The 15,333-nt window shown below is 40.9% G+C and carries 10 protein-coding genes; 9 read left to right on the top strand and 1 reads right to left on the bottom strand.

Annotated features, from left to right (window positions below):
• Positions 1 to 64: 64 nt before the first annotated feature.
• The 4 genes from EAE91_RS20220 (at position 65) to pckA (ending at position 5,382) form a co-directional block, all read left to right on the top strand.
• Positions 65 to 2,179 (top strand): intracellular growth attenuator family protein, encoded by a 2,115-nt coding sequence (locus tag EAE91_RS20220; protein ID WP_214090058.1) that lies wholly within the window; start codon positions 65 to 67, stop codon positions 2,177 to 2,179.
• A gap of 57 nt (positions 2,180 to 2,236) precedes the next feature.
• Complete coding sequence (gene hslR, locus EAE91_RS20215) at positions 2,237 to 2,653, top strand: ribosome-associated heat shock protein Hsp15 (protein ID WP_214090057.1); 417 nt, start codon at positions 2,237 to 2,239, stop codon at positions 2,651 to 2,653.
• Between the two features lie 22 nt (positions 2,654 to 2,675).
• Entirely contained in the window at positions 2,676 to 3,548 is an 873-nt protein-coding gene (gene hslO, locus EAE91_RS20210) for an Hsp33 family molecular chaperone HslO (protein WP_214090056.1), read from the top strand.
• 214 nt (positions 3,549 to 3,762) lie between these two features.
• The gene (pckA, locus tag EAE91_RS20205) at positions 3,763 to 5,382 is read left to right on the top strand and encodes a phosphoenolpyruvate carboxykinase (ATP) (RefSeq protein ID WP_214090055.1); all 1,620 of its coding nucleotides are present in this window, start codon (positions 3,763 to 3,765) and stop codon (positions 5,380 to 5,382) included.
• A gap of 47 nt (positions 5,383 to 5,429) precedes the next feature.
• Here pckA and EAE91_RS20200 read toward each other — a convergent pair whose 3' ends face one another.
• On the bottom strand, positions 5,430 to 6,125 hold the full coding sequence (locus EAE91_RS20200; RefSeq protein WP_214090054.1) for a pirin family protein: 696 nt from the start codon (positions 6,123 to 6,125) through the stop codon (positions 5,430 to 5,432).
• Between the two features lie 731 nt (positions 6,126 to 6,856).
• Here EAE91_RS20200 and EAE91_RS20195 point away from each other — a divergent pair.
• The 5 genes from EAE91_RS20195 to EAE91_RS20175 all read left to right on the top strand — a co-directional run bounded on the left by EAE91_RS20195 (position 6,857) and on the right by EAE91_RS20175 (position 15,296).
• On the top strand, positions 6,857 to 8,194 hold the full coding sequence (locus tag EAE91_RS20195) for a sensor histidine kinase (RefSeq protein ID WP_244868960.1): 1,338 nt from the start codon (positions 6,857 to 6,859) through the stop codon (positions 8,192 to 8,194).
• The gene (locus EAE91_RS20190) at positions 8,194 to 8,820 is read left to right on the top strand and encodes a response regulator transcription factor (RefSeq protein WP_214090052.1); all 627 of its coding nucleotides are present in this window, start codon (positions 8,194 to 8,196) and stop codon (positions 8,818 to 8,820) included. The genes EAE91_RS20195 and EAE91_RS20190 overlap by 1 nt, the downstream gene beginning before the upstream one ends.
• A 107-nt stretch (positions 8,821 to 8,927) precedes the next feature.
• A complete protein-coding gene (locus EAE91_RS20185; protein ID WP_214090051.1) occupies positions 8,928 to 9,419 on the top strand; it encodes a GlcG/HbpS family heme-binding protein in 492 nt (163 codons plus the stop codon).
• 797 nt (positions 9,420 to 10,216) lie between these two features.
• The gene (gene pulA, locus EAE91_RS20180) at positions 10,217 to 13,489 is read left to right on the top strand and encodes a pullulanase-type alpha-1,6-glucosidase (protein ID WP_214090050.1); all 3,273 of its coding nucleotides are present in this window, start codon (positions 10,217 to 10,219) and stop codon (positions 13,487 to 13,489) included.
• A gap of 346 nt (positions 13,490 to 13,835) precedes the next feature.
• Complete coding sequence (locus EAE91_RS20175) at positions 13,836 to 15,296, top strand: DUF3375 domain-containing protein (protein WP_214090049.1); 1,461 nt, start codon at positions 13,836 to 13,838, stop codon at positions 15,294 to 15,296.
• The last annotated feature ends 37 nt before the right edge of the window (positions 15,297 to 15,333 follow it).

Below are 15,333 nucleotides of genomic sequence, written 5' to 3'. Positions count from 1 at the left end.
ACTTAGTGTGTAGTTGCTAATTTGCAAACAATAATAGCAAGATTGTCATGGGTATGGGGATAAAATGAGCGTAACAGTCGTTATATTGGCTATCTTGATAATTAGCCTGATTGTCATGGCTTCCTTTCTGATTTTCAAATGGAAACTACATGATAGCGCTTGTTATCTGCCTTCTATTGCTGCACCAACCTATCGTAAACTGAATGCTGATGAGTATCAGGCTATTGAATGTTATTTGAATCGAGTGTTGCCGCCAGTTGTAACAGACCGTATTAATAAAACAAGTTGGCCAATTCTGATGGGCAAAAATGACATGGTTTATACTATCTGTCATTCCATTACCCGGTTTTCTGTTGCCTCGGATGAACTACATAGTTGGCGTTATTATATTGATATGGCAGAAATTCATTTGCCGTTTTTCCTTGAGCCTTTTATTAAACAGCAGAATGTTATTGATGTTGTTCACACCGCGACAATACCACTTGTTATTTCGATTAATGGTCACTTTCTGAAAGATTTTCAACAAGATTTTCCTTCTGCTCCGGTAATTTCAGATGTATCTCATCAACAGGCATCGATCCAGAAAAATGGTGAAACTAGCGTAAAATTACAAAATATCCGTAAAGAGACATTGGAAGAATATCGGCTAAATCACTCATCGGGTATTTGGGAGGGAGGATTTTTGTGTTTTGGATTTTTCATTTGGTTTCTTGCATTACTTTCACCAACACTGTTTTTGCCGTGGCTGATGTTGATTGCAGGTAGCTTAGTCGTTGTCAGTTTTTGGCCACTATTTTGTCCACTCTCAATATGCAGGCGTCAGGATATTCACTGTTTTACCGGTATACCAAAACGATGGGGATTATTTGGCGAATTTGAACAAGGGCAAATGAGTAACATTTCACTTGGCGGAATTGATTTGATTTATCCCCCTCATTGGGAACCCTATGTTGCTCAATATCTTGATCAAAAAACCAATATTGATATTTACACTAACGGCCAGGTAGTCAGACAAGGGCATTATCTCTCTTTGCATGATGAAGAAAAAAATTACCCTTATCATCGTTATGGGAAAAATCTCATGATGATCATTAGCAGCTTGCTTATTATGTTACTGCTCTATTTTTATCAGCCGGTTAGTGTACCGATGAAACTCAGTTTTGCCTGGTTGCGCGGCAGCAGTACAAAAGTCGTCACTGACGCTAATATGATGGAAGGGATGGAATTGCGAGTTGGGGATATCCTGAAAGCAAAAGGGATTGGTATGTGTTATATGCCGCCAAACAATATGAACGGTAAAGGCGACACCTATTTTTCTCCATTCGATTGTTCGGGGATATATTGGAATAGAGTTAATCCGCTGCCAATACCAGAATCAGAAATTATAGAAAATGCAGCTAAACTGATTGCCACTGTTAATAAACAATTACGTTTACAAGAAAATGATGATGTAATAAATCCAGACCTTGCTCGGGAGATTTTCAAATCTGGAATGATCTTATTGGATAATTTTCCCGATATTGTATTGAAAATTAAAGAATTATGTGAAAAAGAAACAGACTGTTTACGATTGAAAAATGCTTTAGTTAACCTGGGTAGTGCTAATGATTGGCTAACTTTGTTAAAGAATGCAGAAAGTGGCAAATTGAATGACACTCATGTTTTATTGCGTCCGGCAGGTGCTGAAGCTTTGGGGAAATTGGTTGATGCGACTACATCATCATTTATCTACCGGGAAATAGATAAAGTCGCAATGCTGCTTAATAGCCCTTCTCCTGGCGGTGTTCTACTTATCAGTGATGAAGGCAAACAACTGGTTGAATATATAACTCCCGCTATCATCTCTTATGACCATAGTGCGTTGGAACAATGGCGTGAATTACAGCGGTTATCGGATATGGTATTGCAGACACCCTTTGAGACAACGGGAATGATCACGGAATTGTCCGTAGATAGTAATGGAACCCGCCGGATTGTGTTACATAATGAACTGGATTCCATGACGCTTGCTCGTTGTATTGGTACTACTGTTTTATTCTTGGCTCTTTTTACAACTTTAATCATTAATTTTGTGCTGGTTATTAAGAAAAATCGCCAGAATAAACAACGTCTGAACAAAATCAGTCAATATTACGATAACTGTTTTAATACACTTTTTCCGCCTACGCGTTGGCGATAATCGACAATGGTATGTTAGGCTTTGCTTTATTTGCCAAAGCTGATAGTGAGAGGAAAAATGAAGGGTAATTCAGACTCCGATCAAGCTGTCCGTCTGGATAAGTGGCTGTGGGCGGCTCGTTTTTATAAAACACGGGCCATTGCACGGGAAATGATAGATGGTGGTAAAGTTCACTATAATGGTCAAAGAAGTAAACCGAGTAAATTGGTTGAACCAGGGGCTGAAATTAAACTGCGTCAGGGTAATGATGAACGTATAGTTGAAGTTCTTGCACTAAGCAATCATCGGCGCGGTGCGCTGGAGGCGCAACAACTTTACCAAGAGACGGAAGCGAGTATTACTAACCGGGAAAAAATGGCAATTGCTCGAAAAATGAATGCATTAACTATGCCTCATCCGGATCGCCGACCGGATAAAAAAGAAAGACGCACGCTGATTAAGTTTAAAAACGACAAATTAAGTGGGCAGGAATAATCTGCTCGAATGAGAGATATTTATGTTTAAACAAGACCAATTACACCGCTTTTTATTTGAGAATTATTCTGTACGTGGTGAGCTGGTTTTAGCCAGTGAAACTTACCAGCATATTTTGGAAAATCATGATTACCCGCAGCCAGTACAGCAATTATTGGGAGAACTGTTGGTAGCAACCAGTCTATTAACTGCAACCCTGAAATTTGATGGTGATATTACGGTTCAGATTCAGGGAGATGGCCCGGTCAAACTGGCAGTGATTAATGGTAACCATCAGCAACAAATGCGTGGTGTCGCTCGTATTGATGGATTAGTGACTGAAAATAGCAGTTTGAAACAGATGGTTGGCACAGGTTATATGGTCATTACTATTACGCCAACTCATGGTGAGCGTTATCAGGGAGTGGTTGCACTGGAAGGTGAAACACTAGCGGATTGCCTTGATGATTATTTCAGGCAGTCTGAACAGTTACCGACTTGTCTCTTTATCCGTACTGGCATTCAAGATGGCAGAGTTGCTGCTGGTGGTATGTTGTTACAGATTCTGCCAGCGGCGGAACAGGGGAGTACAGAAGCTTTTGATCATTTGGTGCAACTTACTGCAACCATTAAAGGTGAAGAGTTATTTTCATTGGAAATTAAGGAGATCTTGCACCGCCTTTATCATGAGGAGGATGTCATATTATATGAACCGCAAGCGGTTGAATTCCGTTGTACTTGTTCTCGCCAACGTTGTGCTGACACATTAGTCACACTTTCCGATGAGGATGTTAACCATATTTTGCAGAAAGATGGCAACATTGATATGGAGTGTGAGTATTGCGGCACGCACTATATTTTTGATGCTGATGATCTTGCTGCAATCAGAACAGAAAAAAAGAATCGGCTCCATTGATATTCTGTCTAAACAAATTTTCTCATCTTTTAAGGCGCGGATTCGCGCCTTTCTATCAATATCCATAATACTCAAAACTGCTTTTGTGCTTTTAGCCCCAGATTAAACTTAAAAAAATAGTGGGTTTTCAATTTTTTGATAACTATCGCTGTTAATTAATCATAACTATTTATTATTGCTCATAGAAAAAGCGTGACTACCCAGGAGCAATTACATGAGTGTTAAAGGTATTACCCCGCAGGAACTCGCGGACTATGGAATCCATGATGTTAATGAAATTATTTATAATCCAAGCTATGAGTTGTTATTTTCAGAAGAAACCAAACCTTCACTCGAAGGCTGCGAGAGTGGCACTCTGACCAACCTGGGGGCTGTGGCTGTCGATACGGGGATCTTTACGGGTCGTTCTCCCAAAGATAAGTACATTGTTCGTGATGATGTCACCCGTGACACCGTATGGTGGGCTGACCAGGGAAAAGGTAAAAATGATAACAAGCCATTACAGCAGGAAACATGGACATACCTGAAAGGCTTGGTAACTAAACAGCTTTCAGGCAAACGTTTGTTTGTAGTTGATGCTTTCTGTGGTGCTAATGCAGATACACAACTGAAAGTCCGCTTTATCACAGAAGTCGCGTGGCAGGCCCACTTTGTTAAAAACATGTTTATCCGTCCGTCAGATGGAGAGTTGGCTGAGTTCAAACCAGATTTTATTGTGATGAACGGTGCAAAATGCACCAACCCGCAATGGCAAGAGCAGGGTTTGAACTCTGAAAACTTTGTTGCGTTCAACCTGACAGAGCGGATGCAGCTTATTGGTGGTACTTGGTACGGTGGCGAGATGAAGAAAGGGATGTTCTCTATGATGAACTACCTGTTGCCACTGAAAGGTATTGCTTCGATGCACTGTTCTGCCAACGTGGGTGAGAAAGGGGACGTTGCGGTCTTCTTCGGCTTGTCTGGTACAGGTAAAACTACACTTTCTACTGATCCAAAACGTAAGCTGATTGGTGATGATGAGCACGGTTGGGATGATGACGGTGTATTCAACTTTGAAGGTGGTTGTTACGCGAAAACCATCAATCTGTCCAAAGAGGCGGAGCCTGATATCTACAATGCGATTAAACGTGATGCGTTGCTGGAAAATGTTACTGTACTGACAGATGGCTCGGTTGATTTCAATGATGGCTCAAAAACTGAAAACACCCGTGTTTCTTATCCTATCTACCATATTGAAAACATTGTTAAGCCGGTTTCCAAAGCGGGTCATGCAACTAAGGTCATCTTCTTGACTGCGGACGCATTTGGTGTGTTACCTCCGGTATCTCGCTTGACGCCCGAACAGACTCAATATCACTTCCTGTCTGGGTTTACAGCAAAATTGGCAGGTACCGAACGTGGAGTGACTGAACCAACACCTACATTTTCTGCTTGTTTTGGCGCTGCATTCCTGACTTTGCATCCAACCCAATACGCGGAAGTATTGGTAAAACGTATGCAGGCGGCAGGTGCTAAGGCTTATCTGGTGAATACTGGTTGGAATGGGACGGGTAAACGAATCTCGATTAAGGATACCCGTGGAATCATTGATGCCATCCTAAATGGTGATATTGAAGAAGCTGATACCATTACATTACCTATTTTCGATCTGGCGGTTCCGACAGCGTTGCCGGGTGTTGATACCGAAATTCTTGATCCACGTAAGACTTATGCAGATAAATCTCAATGGGAAGAGAAGGCGAAAGATTTGGCTCATCGTTTTGTTGACAACTTTGATAAATATACCGATACCCCGGCGGGGGAAGCTTTAGTGAAAGCGGGTCCTAAACTGTAATTGTGAATTTTTTAGCCTCATCCGTTAGGGTGAGGCTTATTTGATCTTTATGTTGGAGGAAGGTCAAACAACAATATTTCACTATCACTGCTGGTGCTAAGTTGAAGATTGACTTCATCCCGGATAGCCAGACCATCGCTGGTGGTGGCTTTGACGCCATTAACCGTCACTTCGCCACGAATGACTTGTATCCATATATAACGGCCTTTTTCTGCAACATATTCGGTGGTTTCGTGATCCTTAAGTACCCAACGCCATAAAGTCATATCCTGAAATACTGTCAGTGAACCATCCCGGGCATCAGGCGAGAGCACCAATTGGCGGCCTTGTACATCATCAAAGCGACGTTGTTCATAGCGCGGTGTTAAACCCGTTTTACTTGGCATGATCCAAATTTGATACAGATGCAATTGGCAATCACTGTTCGGATTGTATTCTGAATGGCGAATGCCGGTACCTGCGCTCATAATTTGGAATTCACCGGCAGGTACCCGTTCTTTATTTCCTATACTATCCTGGTGTTCAATGGTACCGGAGAGAACATAGGTCAGTATTTCCATATCCTTATGCGGATGGGCCCCAAAACCTTGACCTGCTTCGATGAAATCTTCATTAATGACTCTCAATGCTGAAAAATTCATAAAGTTGGTATCGTAATAGCTGGCAAATGAGAAGGTATGCCAGCTAGTTAACCAGCCATGATCGGCATGGCCGCGATCTGATGCTTTGCGTAAATGGATCATATTCAAATCTCCTCAATAGTTTTTACAGTTTAATTGAGAAGAGATAGCATTAAAGCTTAAAAAGCTGACTTAAAATTTCAAATTTTTTGAATGATTGGTAATTGGGTTAATTCATAAAAAAGAAGCCAGCACCCGGCTGGCTAAAGTAAACACTGGAAGCAATGTGAGCAATGTCGTGCTTTCATCTGTACCCCGAAGGCAGTTCATCTGAAAGCGATACGAATGATAATAATTATCACTATCGATTGTAAAGCGTTTTTTCTGGTCAAATATAGAATAATGGTGAATTTTAACATCAACTATTTGATAAATAATGCTATTTTTATAAATGTCGGTGTAATGTTCAAGGGAAAGAAAACTCTTTCATCGAGTCGATTTATTAGGAAATCACCTTAGATTGTTCAGTAAATTTGACATGATATTAAGAGCCTTGGCAGGGTTACCGTAAACCCTTAGTTGAGGTCTAGCTGTCGAAATAATTTGATTAGGACCTGAAACATGTTTAAACAGAATAAGCTCGGGCTGGAATTTCATTTACCATAGACAACTATTTATTTTAAGAAATGTTGTGATGAAATAATTACGCTATAATGAATTTTAATATGCTGCTCAATGCCAAATGTTCTCTAAAATTCAACTCATGTTGAATTTTTTTACTCTAATAAGTCGTTTACTTTATATATTCTGACTGTATTTTTAACGTCATGAAAGATATCTTTTCAGGTAATTATATGTGGCATTTTTTGGTATGGATTGTGTTAACAGGTTTGACTATTTGTGGAATGATTAATCATTCACTAAATCAGAATTATCAACAACAAACAGTTTCATTTAATATTCTTTATCGACAGTTGAGTGAAAAGCTGGCACAACATGACGCGATTGTATCGCTAATGAATACTAATATCGGATTAGATCAGCTACAGGAAAACTTTCCGCAAATCGTCGGATTACAAGAGATGCCAATGAATGTTTTCATATTCCCTATAATTAGTGAAGAGGGTGAGGGAAGATATTGGCTTAATAGTAAACACAATAGTATCCGGTTATTAATAGATCTTAATATCCTGATAAAAAATTTATCATTATCATCACAATTTCGCATGATACAACTGGATTGGAATAATCACCCATTGATTACGTATGGGCTAGAGAAAGAGCACTATTTTTGGAACTGGGAGAAAAAGTTAACCAATCGTTTTCAGCCTTTTGTGCTTAAAGTGGGTAACGATCAACAATGGTCTAAACTTCCGTGGGGTTATATTGCTTGTCTTAGTTTTTTATGGGCAGTGATTATCTGTTTTATCTTTTTAATTCAGAAGAATAAAAGATTGAGGAAAATTTCTGATTTACGAGCACATTTCTTTGAATTTACCCGCTTAAATACAATGGATGAAGTGGCAACAGGGGTTGTTCATGAATTAAATCAGCCTTTGACTGCGATTATGAGTTATAACCAAACTGCATTGCGGTTAATGAAAAAGCAGCAATATGATAAAATAGCGCCAATACTGGATTCATCAATTTTACAAATTCAACGCATCGCAAATTTATTAACTCAATACCGTCAAAAACTGACGACCGGTAGTATTATTTTACAACCTGTGAATATTCAAGCGATATTATGTCGAGTTGAGATATTGCTCGAAAATGAAATTAAGACCGGTAAGATAAAGATAATAAAGAATATTTGTGATGAATTGCCAATGATATCTGCCGAGCCGTTGTGGATTGAGCAAATATTTCATAATTTAATCAGCAATGCCATTCAGGCACAGCAAGAGCAAGGTCAGTCAGAATATCAAAATTGGATCTGCATCGATATCACCTATATTAATGAAATGATAAGAATCACGATAACGGATGGTGGGCCTGGATTAAGTGATGAAGCTTTAATAAACGTATTTATTCCATTCTTCACAACACGCCAACAAGGTATGGGGTTGGGAATGACATTAACGGAGACATTGATTCATAAACTTGGTGGTGATATTAATGCTGAAAATTGTGAAACAGGAGGCGCGCGTTTTATTATTTGGCTACCAACTAATAAAGGTAAGGAGAAATAATGGCGGCAGTGATTTATCTTATTGATGATGATGAAGCGATCCGTGATTCATTATCTATGTTATTAGAAACAATGAATTGGCAGGTAAGTTCATTTCCTGGTGCGCAAGAATTTCTTGATGGAATTGATAGCGAGAATATTGCAGCGCTTCAGGGATGTATTTTATTGGATATTCGTATGCCGGGCAAACCTGGATTGACATTGCAGACCGATCTATTGAAACTCAATAGTACATTACCGGTCATTATTATGACCGGACACGGAAATATTGATATTTGTCGTCGTGCTTTTAAAAATGGTGCTTTCGAATTTTTAACCAAACCTATTGATGCGGATTTATTAATTGAAATGGTTTCAAGTGCATTATTATTTCATCAGAAAGTATTTAAGCAACGTCAGATATATGAGCAGTTGAAAACGAGATTTAGCCAATTATCTGAACGTGAAAGGGAAGTGATGAAAATTATTTTAGAAGGTAAAACCAGCAAACAAATTGCTCAACAGTTATCGTTATCACCACGTACTATTGAGGTTCATCGTGCCAATATATTTCATAAGTTGGATATACATTCTTTACCGCAGTTAGTCAAAGAGTATGAATTATTTAAGTCATTTTCTTATGACTAAGTATTTCTACTGATCCGAATAAGTAATTGGCCGAATAGCTATAGCCGATAAACCTCATTAAGTTAGAACAGGATAATTCATCAACTTAAACTTAATGAGGCTTACCTATGAAACATTCTCTTTTCTATACTGTCCTGGCAGCAAGCTTATTCGCTCAAACGGCTTTTGCTTCATCACTAATTACTGAACGTAATATTACCCTTGAGGTAGCAAATAAATTAGCTTCTGAGGCGATTCAGTCTTGTAAATCGAATAATTATAACGTGGCGGTTTCTGTTATTGATAAAAGTGGGGTTTTGGAAGCGGTTCAGCGTATGGATAAAGCCGGGTTGCATGCCGTTGAGGCGAGCAAAATGAAAGCTTACACCGCGTTATCTACCCGGAGAACGTCAGAGGACGTAATGAAAACCGCACAATCAAGTCTTGGTGCTCAATATTTAGGGGATATTCCAGGTTTCCTATTAATTGGTGGTGGTGTTCCAGTTAAATCTGGTGATGAAGTAATTGGTGCAATTGGTATTAGTGGTGCACCGGGTGGTTCTTTAGACCAACAGTGTGCTCTTGATGCAATTCAGAAAATTGCATCAGAGTTATCTTAATCATAACGATTTATAAAATGTACAGAGGTAACGATAATGAATTAAATCTCTATTTCTACTCATGATGACAGTATTCATTGTATTGATATTAGGAATGTGGAATTTAGGTTTAATATATTTCATTGTCATAATTTACACAGAGGCAATAATTGGAATGAAGTTATTGCCTCTCATTGATTTGTTTATGATTAATAGCTCATATTTAGCCGCAGTTTTATTTTAAAATAATATTATAAATTAAAGCTCTTAGAATAGGCTATTTATTAAATTTTATTTATTTTATTGAATTCTGTTCTAATTTAATTATCTCTATGGCTATATTAATTCTCTCGATTATAATCTTATTTTAGGCTATTGTTTTGGTCTCAATGATCAAGCTTTACATTTTTACATAAGTGTAGGTCCTATAACAAGTTACACTTATATTTAATGCAAGAAAAATGCAGGATTAGGAGGAAAGAAATTATTTAATAATATTACATCAAAAAAATGCTTTTTTGCAGAAACAATAAAATTTGTGAAAATATATAAAAATGACAATGACTGTATTTGACATCATTTTAATCTGTGTCTGATGAAATAATATAAGTAAACTCACACTAGGCTTATGTAATAAAATATTATTACATTATTATCGTGCGCAATATCACGAAAGAGTATCTACTCCTAACTCCTCCTCCCTCTTAGTAGCAAAACTAGGAGGATGCTGACTCATCTAAGACATTATTTAATATTTCATTCCTATTTTATTAACAATAATATCGGCGACGATTTATTTCTATTAAAAAGGTCTGATTATGGTAGCTCACTTCTGGAAAAGGGCTTACTTGGCCCTATTAAGCAGTACATTCGTTTTACTACTGGCAAGCTGTGATAACAATAGCTCTTTACCCGAAACCCCGGAGGAATCAATGGCGCATATTCCTAATAAGGTACCCAGTGAAGCTGCCACTGCCGGCAATTTTCAAGCAGTGATCCACTTGGTGGATATTGCTAAATTACGTCAAAGCCCAACAATGAACCGTGACTACAGTTCCAACACCCTCTACTTATGGAACGACAAAAATTGTGATGCCTTGGCTTCCCCTTCATCAAGCTGGAACGACACCAGTGCAACTCCCACTGGCAGCGATAGTTATGGGCCTTACTGGGTGGTACCATTAACCAAGAACGAGGGCTGTATTAATTTTATCGTGCGTGATGGTAACAACAATAAATTGATCGACAGTGACCTGAGAATTTCCTTCTCCGATTTCAGTAACCGTACCGTTTCTGTGATACCCGGCAATGATCAAATCTATGGCAGTCGTGCGGCAGCTTTTAATTCCGTGTTTGGTGTTTCTCAGGCTTCGGCACATTGGGTCGATAACCAGACTTTGTTGTGGTCGGGTGGAACGGATAAGCCCTATGTCCGCTTATATTACAACCGGAATGGCAAGGTGGAAGCTAATGATGAAGGAAATTTCATCGATAGCTATCTGACGTTAACGCCGACGACTCTGAGCCAGAAGACGGCTGAGCGATTCCCGCACTTGAAGAAATTAACAGCGTTCCGCCTGCCAGAGGACACGGATGTTGATACATTGCTTACCGGTGATCTGGTGGCCTTGGCGACCAATGAAGCGGGCTTGCTATTGTCGGCTACTCAAGTACAAACGGCTGGTGTGCTGGACGACCGCTTCGCTAACGCTGCTGAAACATTGGAATATGGAGCGCTAATCAACGATACCAGCGTTACTTTCCGCTTATGGGCACCTACTGCTCAACAGGTTGGGTTGGTTATCTATGATGCAAATAAACAGGTCATTGCCAATCATGTAATGAATCGTGATCCTGCTAGTGGTTCCTGGTCATGGCAAGGTGATAAAGAGCTGGTTGGTGCTTACTACCGCTATGCTTTAACGGTATACCATCCATATTCCCGTAATGTGGAGCACTATGAGGTTACTGATCCCTATTCCCACAGTTTGTCCACCAATTCGGAGTACAGTCAAGTCATCAATTTGGATGACGAGGCGTTGAAACCACAAAATTGGGATAGCCTGATCATGCCGCGTTCGCAAAGTACACCGGCGGACATTGCGCGTATGACCATATATGAAGCTCATGTTCGTGATCTCTCTGTGGCAGATGGCACGGTACCAGAAACTTGGCGTGGTAAGTATCTAGCTCTCACCGCTGACAACAGCGATATGTTCAAACACCTTAAGGCATTGAGTCAGGCAGGGGTGACTCATATGGAGCTGTTGCCGGTGTTCGATGTGGCTTCCATTAATGAATTCAGCAATGAAGTGGCTGATCTGAATCACCCGTTTAGCCGTTTGTGCCAGGTTAACCCAAAGGTGAAAAATAGCCGCTTCGCTAATTATTGCAGTAGTTCACAGACTGTGGGTGAAATATTGCAGGCGTCGCAGCGTGGTGACAGTGCCAATAACCCGCAGGTACAAGAGTTGAATGCAATGATTGCAGAAACCGACTCCTACAACTGGGGCTATGATCCGTTTCATTACTCGGTACCGGAAGGTTCTTATGCCACCGATGCGGAAGGTTCGCCACGTATAAAAGAGTTTCGCGCCATGATTCAGGCCATCAAGCAGCAATTGGGGATGAATGTGATCATGGACGTGGCGTATAACCACACCAATGCTGCGGGCCCCACAGACAGGTCTTCCGTGTTAGATAAGATAGTTCCTTGGTATTATCATCGCCTGAATGAAATCAGCGGTAACGTTGAATCCAACACTTGTTGTCATGATACGGCTCCAGAGCACCGCATGTTCGCTAAACTCATTGAAGACTCATTGGTGACTTGGGTTAAGGACTATAAAATCGACGCATTCCGATTTGACTTAATGGGCTATCATCCGAAGGCTCAGATTTTATCGGCGTTAGTAAAAGTACGTGCGATTAACCCATCGGTCTATTTCTTTGGTGAAGGTTGGAACTCGGGGCAGGAAGACCGTTTCGAGATCGCTTCACAGATTAATCTTAAAGGTACAGGGGTTGGTACTTTCTCTGATCGGCTACGAGATGCGGTACAGGGGGGCGGGCCGTTTGATTCCGCTGATAGCATTCGCATTAATCAGGGGGTAGGCAACGGCGCTGGAACGTTACCGAACGAAATGGCTTGGTTAGATGCTAATGAGGTGCGTCATCTGGCGGATCTGGTACGTCTTGGCATGGCGGGCAATTTGGCTGATTTTGTGCTGATTAATAAAGATGGGGCGGTAAAAACGGGTCGGGAAATTAACTACAAAGGCGCTATAGCCGGTTATGCCGCTGATCCGATTGAGGTGATTAATTATGTCTCTAAACATGATAACCAAACGTTGTGGGACATAATCAGCTACAAAGCGGCACGTGAGGCGAATCTGGCAACGCGAGTTCGTATGCAGGCAATATCTCTCTCCACGACATTCCTTGGACAAGGATTGGCCTTTGCTCAACATGGATCGGAGCTACTGCGTTCAAAATCTTTTACCCGCGATTCCTATAATTCCGGCGATTGGTTTAACCGCGTGAGCTACACCTACCAGGATAACAACTATGATGTTGGTATGCCGGATCAGCGTGTTGATGGCGAAAATTATGCATTGATTGAAAAAGTGAAAAATATGGTAGATAAGCCGGGTCGGACTGAATTGCTACAGATGACGGCTTTTTATCAGGAATTGCTGCGTTTGCGCCAATTTTCACCACTGATGACGCTTGGTGATGGCGCATCGGTTAAACAACGTGTTGATTTCCTTAACGTTGGGCCGCATCAGCAGCTTGGATTGCTGGTAATGACCATAGATGACGGTAATACTACTGGTGATGACCGTGATTCGCGATTTGACGGTTTGGTGGTGATGATTAATGCGGCTCCATATCCTGCCACAGTAAGAGATCTTAATGTCAGAGGGTTGAAGTTGAATGATATTCAGAAGGAACTGGGACACTCATCTCTGGCGGCGGGTACCAGAATTGAGCAAGATGGCACGGTCACGCTGCCAGCTTGGTCAGTAGCGGTGCTGGTTTTGCCACAAGATGGGAAGCGCGGTAATGGTTTGCCTGTCCGTAGAAAGTAACGCGTAGGAATTTTCCATTGTTTGCATCGGGGCGGTTTGTTCAGACCGCCCATATTTACTTCGAGGGATCTTCCTTTGCTGATAATAATTGAGATATTGCTTATCTCCTTATTATATTCCTGCATTATCACTCTTTATTTTTCATTATCATATTGCTGCTTTCTTCACAAAATAGATGGCTTTATAAGATTAATTTTCCCATTGATAACAGCGCTTAATCGTTATAAAAGTCAGTAATTTGTGTTGACATAGTAAAAAAATGTGATGATATGGTTTTATTCGGTTGCGAATTATACCAAATTATTGGTGGTAGCTTTTTACTTATCACCACACAGAGGGAGGCAAGTTGAATTTCCAAGGGTTACAGGCAAAGTATCGCCGTCTATTTCAGGAAAGTGCTGCCTGGAAACTGTTAAGAGCTGATAATGCTCCTGTAATTTTGGCATTTTTGGGGGAGTTATTTTCCGAGGATAGTGAAGTCCCTTTTAGTCGTGCCCGCGTATCACTTGATGCAGAGTTGGTACGCTGTCGTGAACTTGGCCTTTGGGAAACTGAAACGGGAGCGGGCACTTATCTTAATAAATGGATTCGGGAAGGCTGGTTGCGTGAGATGGATGACACATTAACTAAAACGGATGCCAGTGAAATTGCACTCCGTTTTAGCCAGGGGCTTGATGAACGCAATTCTGGAACCACTGCGTCTCATCTTCGAATTGTACAGGAAGCGGTCAGGGACTTTGCAGTAGCGATTAGCCCAAATGCCGATGAGCGAGTCGCGCTTTTGGAAGATAGAAAATCCGAGATTCAGAGAGAGATTGATGCTCTGAGAGCTGGCGTCGTGACCGAATTAACTAAGGCTGAGCAGCGGGAAGGAATTCGTGAAATTTACCAACTGGCTTCTGTTTTAACGGGTGATTTTCGCCGTGTTGAAGATGAAATTCGTCAGTTGGATCAAGAAATTCGTATTCAAATTATTGAGGGGGACTCTACCAGAGGAGAGATCCTTCTTGCTGTTTTAGAAAAAGAAGCATTACTGGCTAAAACGAATGCCGGTAGTGCGTTTGAAAGTTTTTTTGATTTGTTATGTGATCAAAATAGAACTATGGAGCTACGAGATCAGCTTCGAAGTATTTTAAGTCGTCCGGTCGCAGAACACTTAAGTACCCAACAGCGGCAATTCTTAAGTCAGCTCATGAGAGAACTGAGCCGCGAGAGTGACCGAGTTTTTCAAATCAGGCGAAGAACGGAAGAGAGTTTGCGTGCATACATAGAGAGTGGCACGGCTCAAGAAAATCGTGCTGTTGATAGATTGCTTGGTCAATTGGAACGACTCGCCATTGAATTGAAGAACTCAGGTTATGACTTGCAAACGGCGACAACTCTGTCACTGCCCGTTGGTGCGGCAAGTATTAGCTCTCCTGAAAGCATGCTGCTTAAATCACCTGATGAAAAGTTGGATACTTCAGGTGCCGAAGAACAGCTCAACTCTCGGGAACCGAGTATGCAGATGCTGGATTGCCTTGATATTGTCCAAATTCGATTAATCGCTGAGAGGACGTTAGCAACGTTAAAAGAGTTTGGTCCAATGACGATTGGGTCTATTGCAGATTATCACCCGATTAATTCAGGATTGGAGGAGTTAGTTGCCTATTTGCGAGTGGCCAAATCTGTCGGGGCTGCATTATTGGAAGAAAAGGAATCAATTGAAATCAGTGATAAACGGGGAGTTCGCTTGCGGGTGTCTATACCTACTTTCCTGTTGAGTGCCGACCTGTTTCCAGACAGTTTGGATGAATTGGTTCTTTAAATGGTGAAGAGAAAGTGGCTGTAGATTTATATAGTGA

The organism is Photorhabdus noenieputensis (genome assembly GCF_018448935.1).
Classification (GTDB): domain Bacteria; phylum Pseudomonadota; class Gammaproteobacteria; order Enterobacterales; family Enterobacteriaceae; genus Photorhabdus; species Photorhabdus noenieputensis.
Note: the sequence above shows the minus strand (reverse complement) of the source record. Positions and strands in the feature narration are given on the sequence as shown.